The 14,799-nt window shown below is 62.9% G+C and carries 12 protein-coding genes and 1 riboswitch; of the genes, 10 read left to right on the top strand and 2 right to left on the bottom strand.

The window, feature by feature from the left end:
- Positions 1-89: 89 nt before the first annotated feature.
- From ftsZ to ACFO3E_RS20555, 10 genes are all read left to right on the top strand, one after another.
- Positions 90-1,547 (top strand): cell division protein FtsZ, encoded by a 1,458-nt coding sequence (ftsZ, locus tag ACFO3E_RS20600; protein WP_066527378.1) that lies wholly within the window; start codon positions 90-92, stop codon positions 1,545-1,547.
- Positions 1,548-1,666: 119 nt separating this feature from the next.
- Entirely contained in the window at positions 1,667-3,370 is a 1,704-nt protein-coding gene (locus tag ACFO3E_RS20595) for a tetratricopeptide repeat protein (protein WP_380807167.1), read from the top strand.
- A 9-nt stretch (positions 3,371-3,379) separates the two neighbouring features.
- Entirely contained in the window at positions 3,380-4,537 is a 1,158-nt protein-coding gene (locus tag ACFO3E_RS20590) for a deoxyguanosinetriphosphate triphosphohydrolase (RefSeq protein WP_066527386.1), read from the top strand.
- Between the two features lie 45 nt (positions 4,538-4,582).
- Positions 4,583-4,876, top strand: coding sequence for a hypothetical protein (locus ACFO3E_RS20585; RefSeq protein WP_066527389.1), 294 nt, complete (start codon positions 4,583-4,585; stop codon positions 4,874-4,876).
- Positions 4,877-4,943: 67 nt separating this feature from the next.
- Positions 4,944-5,043: riboswitch (glycine riboswitch) on the top strand.
- Positions 5,044-5,218: 175 nt separating this feature from the next.
- A complete protein-coding gene (gene gcvT, locus ACFO3E_RS20580) occupies positions 5,219-6,370 on the top strand; it encodes a glycine cleavage system aminomethyltransferase GcvT (RefSeq protein WP_066527391.1) in 1,152 nt (383 codons plus the stop codon).
- 24 nt (positions 6,371-6,394) lie between these two features.
- Positions 6,395-6,766 (top strand): glycine cleavage system protein GcvH, encoded by a 372-nt coding sequence (gene gcvH / locus ACFO3E_RS20575; protein ID WP_066527394.1) that lies wholly within the window; start codon positions 6,395-6,397, stop codon positions 6,764-6,766.
- A gap of 121 nt (positions 6,767-6,887) precedes the next feature.
- Positions 6,888-8,246, top strand: a complete 1,359-nt coding sequence (gene gcvPA / locus ACFO3E_RS20570; RefSeq protein WP_066527397.1) for an aminomethyl-transferring glycine dehydrogenase subunit GcvPA — start codon at positions 6,888-6,890, stop codon at positions 8,244-8,246.
- Positions 8,243-9,814, top strand: a complete 1,572-nt coding sequence (gene gcvPB, locus ACFO3E_RS20565; RefSeq protein WP_066527399.1) for an aminomethyl-transferring glycine dehydrogenase subunit GcvPB — start codon at positions 8,243-8,245, stop codon at positions 9,812-9,814. The genes gcvPA and gcvPB overlap by 4 nt, the downstream gene beginning before the upstream one ends.
- The gene (locus ACFO3E_RS20560) at positions 9,811-10,458 is read left to right on the top strand and encodes a DUF938 domain-containing protein (RefSeq protein ID WP_380807166.1); all 648 of its coding nucleotides are present in this window, start codon (positions 9,811-9,813) and stop codon (positions 10,456-10,458) included. The genes gcvPB and ACFO3E_RS20560 overlap by 4 nt, the downstream gene beginning before the upstream one ends.
- A gap of 131 nt (positions 10,459-10,589) precedes the next feature.
- Complete coding sequence (locus ACFO3E_RS20555) at positions 10,590-11,465, top strand: hypothetical protein (RefSeq protein WP_066527403.1); 876 nt, start codon at positions 10,590-10,592, stop codon at positions 11,463-11,465.
- Here ACFO3E_RS20555 and ACFO3E_RS20550 read toward each other — a convergent pair.
- Positions 11,422-13,413: an ATP-binding protein gene (locus ACFO3E_RS20550; RefSeq protein ID WP_380807164.1), complete on the bottom strand. Its 1,992-nt coding sequence runs from the start codon at positions 13,411-13,413 to the stop codon at positions 11,422-11,424. The two genes, ACFO3E_RS20555 and ACFO3E_RS20550, sit on opposite strands and share 44 nt — an antisense overlap.
- A 123-nt stretch (positions 13,414-13,536) precedes the next feature.
- Positions 13,537-14,799 carry a serine palmitoyltransferase gene (spt, locus tag ACFO3E_RS20545; protein ID WP_066529231.1) on the bottom strand — a complete coding sequence of 421 codons (1,263 nt, stop codon included), beginning with the start codon at positions 14,797-14,799 and terminating at the stop codon, positions 13,537-13,539.

Below are 14,799 nucleotides of genomic sequence, written 5' to 3'. Positions count from 1 at the left end.
ATTTGCTGGTGAAATACACCATTTTCTGTTGCATTAACCTTCGATGACAGTTTCGCTCATGTCGCCGAAGCTGGAGGGAGCTAGAATTTATGAGCATTGAGATCAGCCCGCCGCATGTGGACGAGTTGAAGCCTCGCATCGCGGTGATCGGCGTAGGCGGCGCGGGCGGCAACGCCATCGCGAACATGATCGCCGCGTCGGTTGAGGGCGTGGATTTCATCGTCGCCAACACTGACGCGCAGGCCCTGAACGCCTCGCCCGCAGAGCGTCGTATCCAGCTGGGTCCGCAGATCACGGAAGGTTTGGGCGCTGGATCGCGTCCGGAAATCGGCAAGGCCGCTGCTGAGGAGACGATCGCTTCCGTCGAAGATGCGCTGAACGGCGCGCATATGTGCTTCATCGCAGCAGGCATGGGCGGCGGCACCGGCACCGGCGCTGCTCCCGTCATTGCGAAGGCTGCACGCGACAAGGGCATCCTGACCGTCGGCGTTGTGACAAAGCCCTTCACCTTCGAAGGCAACCGCCGCATGAAGTCGGCGGAATCCGGCATCGAAGAACTGCAGAAGCATGTCGATACCCTCATCGTCATCCCGAACCAGAATCTGTTCCTGATCGCGAACCCCAACACCACCTTCAAGGAAGCCTTCCAGATGGCTGACGAGGTGCTGCAGCAAGGTGTTCGCGGCATCACTGACCTCATGGTGATGCCGGGCCTCATCAACCTCGATTTCGCCGACGTCCGTTCGGTGATGGGTGAGATGGGCAAGGCGATGATGGGCACTGGCGAAGCGGAAGGCGACGGCCGCGCGCTCCAGGCCGCTGAAAAGGCTATCGCTAACCCGCTACTCGACGGCGTTTCGATGCGCGGCGCCAAGGGCGTTATTGTTTCCATCGTCGGCGGCGACGACATGCGCCTGATGGAAGTCGATGAGGCGGCGAACCACATCCGCGAACTGGTCGATCCCGATGCGAACATCATTTGGGGTTCGGCGTTCAATGACGGCCTCAATGGAAAAATCCGTGTGTCGGTTGTGGCGACCGGCATCGACAGTGAAGCGACCGCCGGAGCCGCGCCTCTGACCCAGCCGTTCAGCTTCGCCAACCGCCCGGCTGTGGCGGTGCCCGCCGCCGCTGCTTCGCGTCAGACGCCTCCGCCCGCACCCGCCCCGGTTGCAGCACCTGAGCCGGAGCCCGAGACGCTGGAATTGGATGTGCCCGCCGCTCCGGAGCCGGCTCCGATCGCTGCGCCCATCGAAGAAAAGGCCGCTGCGCCCAAGCCCGCTCCTGCGGCACCTGCGCGCCCGGCCGCCATATTCTCGGATGAAGACTCCTCGCAGGATGAGTTGCTGCTAGGTGCCGAAGCGGCCGAATCGCAGCCCGTTCCCGCGCCTGCTCCCCAAGCTGCGCCGCGTGTCGCCACCGGCGGCACCCTGTTTGAGCGTATGGCAGGTCTAACCCGGGGCGCGGACAAGAATGCTGCAGCAAGCGACGATGCCGGATCGACCCCCGACATCCCGCGCTTCCTCAACCGCCAAAGCAATCAGTAAGCTCGCGGCGGAAGCTGTTTTATCCTGTTGAAGCGCGCCATCGGTCGCATCGGGCGATCGGGCGCGCTTTTACTTGCGGTAAATTTCCCATTCACGCATCGATCCGCTAAAGGGCTTGTGTGAAACGCTCAGCTTTATGGATACTCGGTGGCCTGTTCCTAACGGGAACTGCGCACTCCCAGCCCGCACAGATTCAGGCAATTCGGCCTTCCGGTGCGGAAAGTCTCAGCCGCAATCTGTCGCGGTTGGCGTCTAATCCCCGCGATGTTGACGCGCTGATCGGCGCTGGTGAAGCGGCGATCGATATGGACGATGTGCGTGCAGCGGCGGGTTTTTTCGGCCGCGCTGACGCCATCCAACCCAATAATGGGCGAGTCAAGGCGGGCTTGGCCCGTGTCATGCTCAAGTCCCAGAATCCTTCGGAAGCGCTGCGGCTTTTCGATCAAGCGACCCGCCTCGGATTTGGAGAGGCGACGCTGCTGGCGGATCGTGGTCTGGCCCGCGACATGACGGGTGATCAAGCAGGGGCCCAGCGCGACTATCAGGCTGCGCTCAAACGCGCGCCGGAGGATGCCGAGCTTCTCTACCGCTATGCCGCGTCCCTCGGCATTTCGGGTCAACTGGACGCGGCCGAAAAGGTTCTGCAGCCTTTGCTTTACAAGAGCGACCGTGCCGCCTGGCGCTACCGCGCCTTCATCCTCGCGATGAACAACAAGCAAGCCGATGCACGCAAGATCGCTAACCAGACAATGCCGGCTCAACTCGCCGCTGCCTTGTCGCCCTATATGGAGAAGATGCCCTATCTGACCCCCGCTCAGAAGGCGGCAGCGGTACATTTTGGCCACTTCCCGACGCGCGTCGGCACTTCCCTGGCGGCGGCGACGCCAAGGCCAGCCGTGCCCGCCCCCGTAGCGGCCGCACCGGAAAGCCCCGCTCCGGCTCCCGTGCGGCCCTCCTATCAGTCGCCCGGCGCGTCAAATGCCCGCGTTCAGCCGATGCAGCCCGACCGGCCAATGCCGGCCGCTCGCTTGCCCGTTCAGTCGCAGCCGATGCCTTCGCGTGCGCCCGCAACGGCACCAGCTCCCTCCTCGCTCACCCCATCATCGCTTCCGCCGCGTTCGGCCGATGTGCAAGGGCCGCCAGCGCCGGGCGTCTCATCGACCGCGAGCCAGTCCGCCTCCGCTGCCACCACCGCTAGCCAGCCGAATGCCATCACCCTGGCACGGGCGTCGGCACCTGCGGTCCAACAAGCTGCCCCTGCACTCGCTGCCCGGCAGCAACCTAACCCCGAGGCAACCCGTACGCTGGCAGAAATCATTCGCGCCATAGACGTACCCGAAACGGAGCGCCGCTCCACCATTGCAGCCGTCGATCTTTCCGAAATCCAGGCACTGCAGGCAGCACGGCGCGCTGAACGGCAGGCCGCGGCAGAGAAGGCTAAAAAGACAGCGGCTGCAGTCAAGGCAAAGGCCGACGCCGCCGCCAAGGCAAAAGCGGAAGCGGATGCCAAGGCGAAGAAGGCCGCCGAAGAAAAAGCCCGCCTCGCCGCCAACCCTTCGCGCAATTGGGTTCAGATCGGCACCGGCGCTGACCGGGGCGCTTTGGCCTTCACGCTCAAGGGCCTGCGCCGCAAATATGATGATGTCGCGCCACAGGATGGATGGCTCGCAAGCTGGGGCCGCACCAACCGACTGCTGATCGGGCCTTTCACCAGCTTTACCCGCGCAAAAACGGTCGAGTCCAAGCTCAAATCGGCCGGCGCTGATGCTTTCGCCTGGCAAAGTGAGGCTGGAGAGGCGGTCGAGAGGCTGGGAGGCAAGTAAGGGCGTCCCATGACGACGCTCGCCCCCTATGCCTCGCACCCGGATAATAGCCGTGGCCGCCTTCATCCTGAGCCCGGCGGCGAGATGCGCGGCCCTCGCGACATCTTTCAGCGGGACCGGGATCGCATCATACATTCGATCGCCTTCCGCCGGTTGCGGCACAAGACGCAGGTTTTCGTGTCGCCCGACGGCGATCATTTTCGCGTCCGCCTGACGCACAGTCTGGAAGTAGCGCAGATTGGCCGCACCACCGCCCGCACGCTCGGCCTCAACGAAGATCTGACGGAGGCGCTCTGCCTCGCCCATGACATCGGCCACCCACCCTTCGGCCATGCGGGGGAGGATGCGCTGGAAGCGGCGCTCGATGAGCATGGCGGTTTCGATCACAACGCCCACACGCTGCGCACGCTGATGCTGCTTGAATCGCCCTATCCTTGTTTTCCGGGCCTCAATCTCAGTTGGGAAATGCTGGAGGGCCTCGCAAAGCATAATGGCCCCATCGATCACCCGGGATGGGCTATGCGAGAGGTCAACACGCTCTTTCCGCTGGAGCTTGGCAGCCATTCCTCTCTTGAAGCGCAACTCGCCGCGATTGCCGACGACATCGCCTATGACAATCATGATATCGACGATGGCCTGCGCGCGGGTCTTTTGACGCTTGAGCAGTTGCTTACCGTGCCGCTCGTCAAGCAGTGTTGGGATAGGGTGCGTGCCCGTTATCCTGACATTCCCCAGGACCGGCTGTTGCGTGAACTGGTCCGCGAACAGATCGGCGTCATGGCCAATGACCTGATCGCTTCAACCCGGCGCAACATCACCGAAGCCCGGGTCGTGACCCCTGAAGATGTGCGGAGCGCTGGGCGCGCCCTCGTCTGCTTCTCCCCTGAGCTTGCCGCGCAGGAGCGGGATCTCAAGCGGTTCATGTATGCGGCCCTATACCATCATCCAGCGCAACTCGCAGCCGCCGATCGCGCCCGCATCATCGTGCGCGATCTCTTCCGCGCCTATCAGCAACAGCCGGATCTGATGCCGCTGGAATGGCAGGATGACTGTCTGCTGGACGAACCCCGGCGCAGCCGCCACATCGGTGACTTTATCGCGGGCATGACCGACCGCTATGCAGAAAAGCGGCACGCCGAGATTTTTGGGGAAGGGGTGCTACCCTGACGCAGCCGGTTGCGTTCTCGCTACGCGCCGCCTAGCCTCCGGACCATGACGCTTCACCCGCAGATCGCAGCCCTTGCGGCGCAGCTGGAAGATTTGGCCGCGCTTTTGCGCAGTCGCGGGGATCGCCGTTGGTCCGGCAGGGTAGAATTGTGCGCGCACCTCGTGGCGGATTCCAACTTCACGGGCGTCGATCATTTCCTCCGGCTTTTCGAGGGCGACGACAGCTTGGATGAGGTCAGGCTGAACGATGCCGCGGCCAATGCTCGCCTCGACGAATTGCGAAAGGTCACGCGAACCTTGGCCGAACGGCTCGCCCGGGAAGAGGGTGCGGCCGATTGAGCAATTGACGGCGCGATCCATTTCCCGCAATGCGAAGGGGTCGCCGGCGCTCGACAGATTCGGGCCCGGACATGATGCGGGAGAGCATGGGAAGCCTTTCAGGCCACCCCGTCGCCGAAGGAGCAACCGCCCCGGAATCTCTCAGGCCAAAGGACCGCATCGTGGGCAGGCACTCTGGAAAGCGGACGGATTTCTCCGTCCCACCGAAGGGGTAAGCCATCCGGTCGTTGGCCGGTGGTCAAAGCTCTCAGGTTCCGTGACAGAGGGGGTGACAGACGCTTGCGGCCGACTCCGGACGTGTGCGTTTGCCGCCTGTAACCCCGCACGGAAAGGCCGCCCTACATGTCCGGCAATGACGACATCTCCCATCTTGAAGAAGAATTGCCGCTGCAGGAGCTGCCGCTCGACGCCTGGCACCGCGCCAAGGGCGCGCGCATGGTCGGTTTTGCGGGCTATCACATGCCCATCCAATATGAAGGCATCATGGCCGAACATAGCTGGACCCGCGAGCATGCCGGACTGTTTGACGTTAGCCATATGGGCCAGTTGCTCTTTTCAGGTGACGGCGTGGATGAGGCGCTGGAGCATCTGCTGCCGAGCGATATCAAAGGACTGCAGCCTTTCCGTCAGCGCTACTCAATGCTGCTCGATGAAGAGGGCGGCGTGCTGGATGACCTGATGGTTTCTCGCCTTGGCGGCGGCGCGTTCGATGGCGCGAACATCTATATGGTCGTGAATGGCGCCACGAAATATGACGATATGGGCTGGATGATCGAGCATCTGCCTGATGAGGTTGTCATGAACCATATGGACGAGCAGGCGCTGCTCGCCCTCCAAGGCCCGGAAGCAGGCGAGGCGCTCGCCAGCCTGGTTCCCGAAACCGCAGACCTTCTCTTCATGCAGTCCGGCCTTTTCACCTGGCGCGGCATCGACCTGTGGATCAGCCGTTCGGGTTATACCGGGGAGGATGGCTTTGAGATCAGCGTTCCCGCCGATGACGTCACCCTGCTCGCCGATGCGCTGTGCGAACTGCCGCAGGTGAAGCCGATTGGGTTGGGCGCGCGGGACTCGCTTCGCCTTGAGGCGGGCCTGCCGCTCTACGGCCATGACCTCACGCCTTCGGTCAGCACCATTGGCGCGGATCTGGGCTTCGCCATCCAGAAGCGCCGCCGCGAGGAAGGCGGCTTCATTGGCCATGCGCGCGTGATGAAGGAATTGGCCGACGGACCGGGTTCGAAGCGCGTGGGCCTGAAGATCGAAGGCCGCCTGCCTGCGCGTGAAGGCGCCCCCATCTATGCGGGAAGCGCCCAGGTGGGTGAAGTGACCTCCGGCGGCTTCGCACCGACCGTCGGCGCGCCGATCGCCATGGGCTGGGTCAGCCTGCCACATAGCGCGCTCGATACCGCGCTGGAGATTGAAGTGCGCGGCAAGCGCATCGCCGCCACCGTCGCGCCGATGCCGTTCGTCCCGCATCGTTACCGCCGCAAGGCCTGATGTCCTTCCGAGGGGAGAAGTAAGATGAGCCGTTATTTCACCGACGAACATGAATGGATCGATGTAGAGGGCGAAATCGCCACCGTCGGCATTACTGACTATGCGCAGGAGCAGTTGGGCGACATCGTGTTCGTGGAACTGCCCGCCGAAGGCGCTACGTTCGACAGGGGCGACGACGCCGCCGTCGTGGAGTCGGTCAAGGCCGCATCCGACGTTTATGCGCCCATCTCCGGCGAGGTCGTGGAAACCAACAGCGCGCTGGAAGACGAGCCAGCGCTGGTGAACAGCGACGCGGAGGAGGATGGCTGGTTCTTCAAGCTCCGCGTTACCGACGCCAGCGAGCTGGAAGGGCTGATGAATGAAGCCGCCTACAAGAAGTTCGTGGCGAGCCTTTGAGCAACAATAGGCCCTCCCTTTGAGAGGGAGGGGTTGGGGTGGGACAGCCCCAGGCGTTGCGCCAGGCAGACGGTCCCACCCGCGGCCTTTCCCCTCAAGGGGGAAGGGAGAAGGAGTTAGAATGCGCTACCTACCCCTTACCGACATGGACCGGCAGGACATGCTATCCGTCATCGGCGCATCGTCGGTTGATGATCTTTTCGCGGACGTTCCCGCCGAAGCGCGCCTTGACGAGAAGATTGCTGGCCTGCCCGATCATGCCAGCGAACTGGCAGTCGAACGCCACATGGCGGCGTTGGCGCGGAAAAATCTGTCGGCAGGGGAGGCGCCTTTCTTCCTGGGGGCAGGCGCCTACAAGCATCATGTTCCCGCCAGCGTCGATCATCTGATCCAGCGCGGTGAGTTCCTGACAGCCTACACGCCCTATCAGCCGGAAATCGCCCAGGGCACGCTGCAAGTGCTGTTCGAATTTCAAACGCAGGTGGCGCGCTTGCTCGGCTGCGATGTGGCCAATGCTTCAATGTATGACGGCTCGACCGCCTGCTGGGAAGCGATCGGCATGGCCCGCCGCATCACCAAGCGCGGCAAGGCGATCCTCTCGTCCGGCCTGCATCCGCATTATGTGTCGGTCGCCGAGACCATGGCGAAGTTCACCGGCGACGCGCTGGTGCATGAAGCCCCTGCGCTTGACGCCGCTCCCGATCTCGATGCCCTGATCGCGGGCATCGACAAGGACACAAGCTGCGTCGTCGTCCAATATCCGGACATTCTCGGCCGCATTGCCGATCTCACACCGCTCGCTGAAGCGGCTCATGCGGCAGGCGCCCTGCTGGTCGCCGTCGTGACGGAGCCCGTCGCTCTCGGCGCGATAAAGGCGCCCGGCCGTATGGGCGCGGATATCGTCGTGGGCGAAGGCCAGTCGATCGGCGTCGGCCTCCAGTTCGGCGGTCCTTATCTCGGCCTCTTCGCCTGCAAGCAGAAATATGTCCGCCAGATGCCGGGCCGCCTCTGTGGCGAGACGGTGGACGCGGCGGGGAAACGCGGCTTCGTGCTGACCCTTTCCACGCGCGAGCAGCATATTCGCCGCGAGAAGGCGACGTCGAACATCTGCACCAACTCTGGCCTCTGCGCGCTGGCTTTCAGCATCCACATGACCTTGCTGGGCGAGAAGGGCCTGCGCGAATTGGCAAGCCTCAACCACGCGCTCGCCTGCCAGGCCGCCGATCGTTTGGCGCAAGTGCCGGGCGTAAAGCTGCTCAATGACAGCTTCTTCAACGAATTCACGCTGATCCTTTCGAAGGATGCGCGCGAAGTCGTTCGCAATCTGGCCGACAAGAGCGTGTTGGGCGGCGTGTCGCTCGGCCGTCTGTTTCCCGATGCGCCGGAGATCGGTAACGGCTTGGTCGTCGCCGTCACCGAAACCGTGACGGCGGAGGACATCGAAACCTTTGCCAAGGCGCTGCAGGAGGAACTGGCATGACCATGCTCAAGGAAGGCCGCCCCACCGCCCCGCAGGCCGTGAACGAAGCCCGCCCCCCCGCTGCAACCGCCACCGGTAACCGCGCGCTGATGCTGGAAGAGGCGCTGATCTTCGAGATCGGTTCGACCGACACCACCGGGGTCGATTTTGCCGAAGCCCCCAAGGTGGAAAGCCGCCTCGGCAACCTCGCGCGCACCGACAGTATCGGCCTGCCCGGCCTGTCTGAGCAGGAGACGGTGCGCCATTATACCCGCCTAAGCCGCCAGAACTATGCCATCGACCTCGGCTTGTTCCCGCTCGGCAGTTGCACGATGAAGCACAACCCGCGCCTCAACGAAAAGGTCGCGCGGATGCCTGGTTTCGCAGATCTCCATCCGCTCGCGCCGCAATCGGCGGTGCAAGGCGCGCTTGCCGTCATCCATGAACTGGCCGAATGGCTGATCAAATTGACCGGCATGCACTCGGTTGCGATGAGCCCCAAGGCAGGCGCGCATGGTGAACTGTGCGGCCTGCTTGCAATCCGCGCCGCGCTGGAAGCCCGAGGCGATGCGCGTAGCGTCATCCTGGTCCCCGAAAGCGCCCATGGCACGAATCCTGCCACCGCCGCCTTCTGCGGCTACAAGGTGGAGGACATTCCGGCGACCCCGGACGGCCGGGTTGATCTCGAATCGCTCAAGGCTCGTCTCGGCCCCGATGTCGCGGCGGTGATGATCACCAATCCCAACACCTGCGGCCTGTTCGAACGCGACATGAAGACAATCTCCGACGCGGTCCATGCCGCCGGAGCCTTCGTCTATTGTGACGGTGCGAACTTCAACGCCATCGTCGGCCGGGTGCGCCCTGGCGACCTTGGCGTCGATGCCATGCACATCAACCTGCACAAGACCTTTTCGACGCCGCATGGCGGCGGCGGCCCTGGCTCGGGTCCGGTGGTACTCAGTCAGGCGCTCACCCCCTTCGCGCCGCTGCCTTTCGTCGAAAAACAGGGCGACAAGTTCGCGTTGATTGAGGAAGAAACCGCGGACGAACATCATGCGAGCAGCTTTGGCCGCATGGTCGCCTTCCATGGTCAGATGGGCATGTTCACCCGTGCGCTGACCTATATCCTCAGCCACGGCGCGGACGGCCTGCGCCAGGTCGCGAGCGACGCGGTCCTCAACGCCAACTATATCCTGCGCAGCCTGGACGATGTGCTCGATGCCCCGTTCGGACAAAGCGGCCCCTGCATGCATGAGGCGCTGTTCAGCGACAAAGGCCTCGCCGACGGCTTCACCACGCTCGACATCGCCAAGGGCCTGATCGACGAGGGCTTCCACCCCATGACCATGTATTTCCCGCTGGTCGTCCACGGCGCGATGCTGGTCGAACCTACCGAGACCGAGAGCAAGGCCGCGCTCGATCAGTTCATCCTCGCGCTGCGCAGTCTCGCTCAACGCGCCAAGGCGGGGGACGAAGCGCTGAAGGGCGCGCCCTATTTCGCACCCCGCCGTCGGCTCGACGAGACGCTGGCAGCCCGCAAGCCGATTCTCACCTGGACTGATCCCGCGCTGGCGGATGCCGCTGAATGACGGATCGGCCGGAGCCGTGGGAATCCGGTTCCGGTCCCGTTTCTGTGGGCAAGCTCCACGCTCCTGCGACTGAGCGTAACCGCGACGCCATTTTTAGCGTCCTGCGGGAAGAACTTCCGCCATCCGGCCTTGTGCTGGAAGTGGCGAGCGGTAGTGGCGAACATGCGATCCATTTCGCGGCGGCAATGCCGAAGCTCGCTTGGCAACCGAGCGATCCCGATCCGGCGGCATGCGCATCCATCGCCGCCTGGCGGGAAGAAGCGGGGCTGGCCAATCTGCTTCCGCCGCTACGGCTGGACGCCGCGACACCTTGGCCGCTCACAAGCGCCGACGCGTTGCTTTGCATAAACATGGTCCATATCGCCCCTTGGGCGGCGACGCTGGGGCTGATGAAGGGGGCGGGCCAAGTCCTCCCGCCCGGCGGGCTGCTTTATCTTTACGGCCCCTATCTGCGCGAGAACGTGCAAACCGCGCCGACCAATCTGGCGTTCGATGCGTCGCTCCGATCGCGCGATTCGCAATGGGGCCTACGGCGAGCAGAGGACGTAATCGGCGTCGCCGACGCGGAAGGGATGCGCTTCGATCGGCTCATCGAAATGCCGGCGAACAATCTCTCGCTGTTGTTTCGCAAGGGCGCCTCCTAAAGCCGTTCACGCTGAAGCCGCCGGAGCGGGTTATGTCTTCAGCGGGAAGAAGTCCCTTCGACTGCCTGCCTATATCCGTCGCTCCGGACTAGCTTAGACAAGCTCAGGCCGAACGGATATGGGAGGACCTCATGCCGCAAACTCTGCTCTCCCTCGTCACGGCGGAACTCTCCGCTCCGGCTGATCCTCGCGCCGCCGCCATGGCCGGTGCGCTGGCCGCCCGGTATCCGTATGCCGCCCGCGCCGTGCTCTTTTACGGCTCCTGTCTGCGGGAACAGCATCTCGACGGGCTGATGCTGGATTTTTACCTGATCGTATCGGACTATCGCTTGGCTTATGACAAAAGCTGGTTGAGGACGGCGAACCGCCTGATCCCTCCCAATGTCTTCCCATTCGAACATAATGGCCTGATCGCCAAATATGCCGTGCTGTCGGAGGCCGATTTCGCCCGGCTCAACAGCATTGCCGCTGACAATGTTTCGGTATGGGCGCGCTTCGCTCAACCGTCCCGATTGCTTTGGGCCGCAGATGACATCGCCCGTCAGCGGGCCATCACCGCTGTCGCCAATGCGGCGCCGACCTTGCTTTCACTGGCCAGTCCCATGTCGGAGACGCAGGATGCGCTAGCGCTCTGGAAAACCGGCTTTACTCTCACCTACAATGCGGAGCTGCGTGCGGAGAAAAAGGGCCGCTCTCTTTCTATCGTCGATGCAGATCCCGATCGGTATCGCCGCTTCGGTGAAGCGGCGCTGGCGCAGGGCCTGCCCTTATCCCCTCGGGACATTATGAGCCGCTGGCGTCAGCTTCAGCGGCGCGGCAAATGGCTGTCCGTGGTCCGGCTGGCCAAGGCCAGTTTCACCTACGCTGGCGGCATCGATTATCTCGCCTGGAAAATCAATCGCCACGCGGGGACAGCGATCACCATTAAGCCCTGGCAGCGCCGCTGGCCCCTCATAGGCGCGCTCACTCTGCTGCCGCGGCTGTTCCGGGGTGGCGCGATCCGCTGAGCGCGTTGGACAGCGCGTGCGACAGGCCCATCAACGTATAGGGCTTGCGCAGAACTTCGTGCCCACCAAACTCCGAACTTTCGGCAATGTCACCGGCATAGCCGGTGACGAACAACACCGGGACATGCGCGTGCGCGGCGGGCAGGGTGCGGATCATTTCCGGGCCGGTCATGTCAGGCATCAACACATCGCTGATGATAAGACCGATGTCCCGATGGCTGGTGAGCAGCTTCGCGGCCTTCGACGGGTGATCGCAGGCGACGGGAAGGTGGCCCAACTCCGCAAGCGCCGCCATCGTTTGATTCAGCACGCGCGGATCATCCTCGACCACCAATATGCGTGTAGGCGGGTGCAGCACCGGCTCGCGATCGGCCAGCGGAGCCTCGCTCCAGCTAGTGCCTTCAACGCCTGACTTGCGCGGTAGGTAGATGTGCACGCTTGTGCCCTGGCCCAAGTCGGATTCGATTCGGATCTCGCCTTCGCTCTGGCGCACAAAGCCGAATATCTGGCTGAGCCCGAGGCCGGTCCCCTTGCCGACCGGCTTGGTCGTGAAGAATGGCTCGAACACGCGCGCCAGCACTTCGGGCGTCATGCCGCAGCCATCGTCTTTAACGCTGAGGACGATATAATCGCCCGCGGCGCACTCTCCGATTTCATGCTCAGCCAATTGAGCTTGGCGCGTCTCGATGACCAGCCGTCCGCGTCCATCCATTGCGTCGCGGGCATTGACGCACAGGTTCAGGATGGCGTTTTCCATCTGATGTTGATCAACGAAGATGTGCCATCCGGCGGCATTGTTGTCCAAGGACACGGTGACCTGGTCGCCGATCGATCGATCGATCAACTCCACCATGCCCTTGACCAATTGATCCGGGTCAATGGCGCGGGGCAACAGGGGTTCAGACCGGGCAAAGGCGAGTAGGCGGCGGGTCAAGGCGGCAGCGCGCGTAGCGCCTTCCATTGCATTGTCCAGGTGCCGAGCGGCTTCCTGCGGCTTGAGGCGCAGCTTGCGCTTCGCCAGTTCCAAACCCCCGACGACCACAGCCAGCATATTGTTGAAGTCGTGCGCAATGCCGCCGGTCAGTTGGCCCACCGCATCCATCTTCTGCATCTGCCGCAGATTTTCCTCAGCGGCAGCACGTTCGGACGTTTCCTTTTTCAACTGCTCGTAGGCATCCGACAGTTCGATCGTACGGGCCGCGACCGCCGCTTCCAACCTGTCGGCGCGTTCGGCCTCCACCTCCGCCATCCGGCGGGCATTGCGGCGCTCGGTATAGGCGGCGTTCAGCATCCAGAGCGCGAACAAGACGCAGACCAGTAGCACCAGACCGAACAGGCGCGATGTCCGATCGACAAATTGCGTCCGGTTGCCAGCCAGCTTCACGGCGAGGCTGCGTTCCTGGAGCCGGGCATTTTCGGCCTGGATCACCCGATCGAGCAGCGCCGTGATATGCTTCAGATCCTCCGACCGGCCAGCACGGTGAAACTGGGCGAGCGCCCCCATCTTCTGGTCGTAGGTCGTGCGCAGACCAATTTCGCTTAGCGTCTTGCCGCGTTGTTCGAAGGCGTGCTGCAACTCCTGCACATTGGCCCGCTGCCATCCCGATTGGCGCGTTGCGTAGCTTAGAAGCTTCAATTGGCTCGATGCGGTGCGCCATTGGTCCTGAAACAACCGGCCCACATCCGGATCAAGGCTGATCACATAGCGGGCCAGCGTCACTTCGGCGCGCGCAGTTTTGGCCTCGAAAGCTCGCGCAAGGGCTATGATCTCAAAGCTGCGGCGCTGTTCCATCAGCGCGCGTTCATGGTCGCGCGACGCGTTACTGGCGCTGTAAAGCAGGGTGCCGAGCGCCCCCACCAGCAATATCACAAGGACTAGCGGAAGGAAGCGTCGAACCGCCGCTTGCCAGCCGGACTCCTGATCTTCCATGTAATAGCTGTCCGCCATCAACCCCTACATTAGTCGAACAGCATTACCGGCGAAATATCAAGGATGAAAAGGTTCCTTGATAATCTCCCGCTTCATCGGATGAAAATGTTGCTTGGCGGCAAACCAGAGCGGAGAGCGGGTTCAGCCGATTGCGCCAGTGGCTTTGCCTGCCGCTTCGAACATCCCGATGATCTGGCTCACTTGCTCATCGCTATGTTCGGCGCACAGCGAACAACGCAGCAGGAAGGTTCCGGCAGGGGTCGCGGGCGGGCGAGCCATATTCACATAGAGGCCGAGTTCCAGCAGTGCCTGCCACATGGCTACCGCTTGTGTCTGATCGGTGAGGATCACTGCAATGATGGCAGACTGGGGCGTCTCAGTTCCCAGCTTGAAGCCGAGATCCGTCAGGCCCTTATGCAGGAGCTGGCTGTTCTTCCACAGATGCGCGCGCTTGTCGCCCGCATGCATCAGCTTGCGGATCGATGTCGCGGCGGTGGCGACCACGCTCGGCGGCAGCGAGGCGGTAAAGACATAGGGACGGCATACGAGCCGCAGAACTTCGAACTTCGGGTGGTTCGACACGCAGAAGCCGCCGACCGTCCCGACCGACTTGGAGAAGGTGCCGACAACAAAATCGACATCCTTTTCGACACCCTGCTCCTCATAGACGCCGCGTCCATTGGGTCCGAAAAAGCCCATGCCATGCGCTTCATCGACCAAGATCATGCAGTTGGGATGCTTGCGCACCGCCGCTACCATCTCAGGCAGGGGGGCGACGTCGCCCAGCATCGAATAGACGCCTTCCAGCACAATCAGCTTCTGCGCATCGGCAGGCAAGCGGCCCAGGCGTTTGTCCAAATCCTCGACGCTATTGTGACGGAAACGCACGATCTCCGCATCACCCAGGAAGCAGCCGTCATAGATAGACGCATGGCTGTCGGCGTCCAGAACCACATAGTCGCCACGCCCGGCGAGCGTCGAGATCATGCCCAGATTTGCCTGATATCCGGTCGAAAACACCATCGCGCCGCTGGTGCCGTAAAATTCCTTCAGCGCCTCTTCGACTTCCTTGTGGCCCTGATAAGTGCCGTTCAGCACGCGGCTGCCAGTCGTGCCCGCGCCAAAGTCATCAAGCGCCTTCTTGCCCGCCGCGACGACCTCAGGGTCGAAGGTCATGCCCATATAATTATAGGTGCCGAGGAGGATCGTTTCCCTGCCCTTGATGATGGCCTGGGTTGGGGACTTCACCTCGTCCATCACGATGGCGAATGGGTCACGCACGCCGGTCGCCAGCAGCGCTTCCCGCTCAGCAATCAGGGCGTCGAACTTGGAAAACAGGTCGCGCGCGCCAGCTACTTCGGCAGGCGTGTGGGCGTCAGTGGCGGTTTCGGCGGCGTCAGTCAT

The sequence above is a fragment of the Sphingobium tyrosinilyticum genome, from assembly GCF_042654265.1.
In the GTDB taxonomy this organism is placed as follows: Bacteria; Pseudomonadota; Alphaproteobacteria; order Sphingomonadales; family Sphingomonadaceae; genus Sphingobium; species Sphingobium tyrosinilyticum.
Note: the sequence above shows the minus strand (reverse complement) of the source record. Positions and strands in the feature narration are given on the sequence as shown.

Bases quoted from the DNA above. Each gene is read 5' to 3' on its own strand.
- ftsZ (WP_066527378.1), top strand. From the start codon at position 90: ATGAGCATTGAGATCAGCCCGCCGCATGTGGACGAGTTGAAGCCTCGC.
- ACFO3E_RS20590 (WP_066527386.1), top strand. From the start codon at position 3,380: ATGACGACGCTCGCCCCCTATGCCTCGCACCCGGATAATAGCCGTGGC.
- ACFO3E_RS20585 (WP_066527389.1), top strand. From the start codon at position 4,583: ATGACGCTTCACCCGCAGATCGCAGCCCTTGCGGCGCAGCTGGAAGAT.
- gcvT (WP_066527391.1), top strand. From the start codon at position 5,219: ATGTCCGGCAATGACGACATCTCCCATCTTGAAGAAGAATTGCCGCTG.
- gcvH (WP_066527394.1), top strand. From the start codon at position 6,395: ATGAGCCGTTATTTCACCGACGAACATGAATGGATCGATGTAGAGGGC.
- gcvPA (WP_066527397.1), top strand. From the start codon at position 6,888: ATGCGCTACCTACCCCTTACCGACATGGACCGGCAGGACATGCTATCC.
- gcvPB (WP_066527399.1), top strand. From the start codon at position 8,243: ATGACCATGCTCAAGGAAGGCCGCCCCACCGCCCCGCAGGCCGTGAAC.
- ACFO3E_RS20560 (WP_380807166.1), top strand. From the start codon at position 9,811: ATGACGGATCGGCCGGAGCCGTGGGAATCCGGTTCCGGTCCCGTTTCT.
- ACFO3E_RS20555 (WP_066527403.1), top strand. From the start codon at position 10,590: ATGCCGCAAACTCTGCTCTCCCTCGTCACGGCGGAACTCTCCGCTCCG.
- ACFO3E_RS20550 (WP_380807164.1), bottom strand. From the start codon at position 13,413: ATGGCGGACAGCTATTACATGGAAGATCAGGAGTCCGGCTGGCAAGCG.
- spt (WP_066529231.1), bottom strand. From the start codon at position 14,799: ATGACTGACGCCGCCGAAACCGCCACTGACGCCCACACGCCTGCCGAA.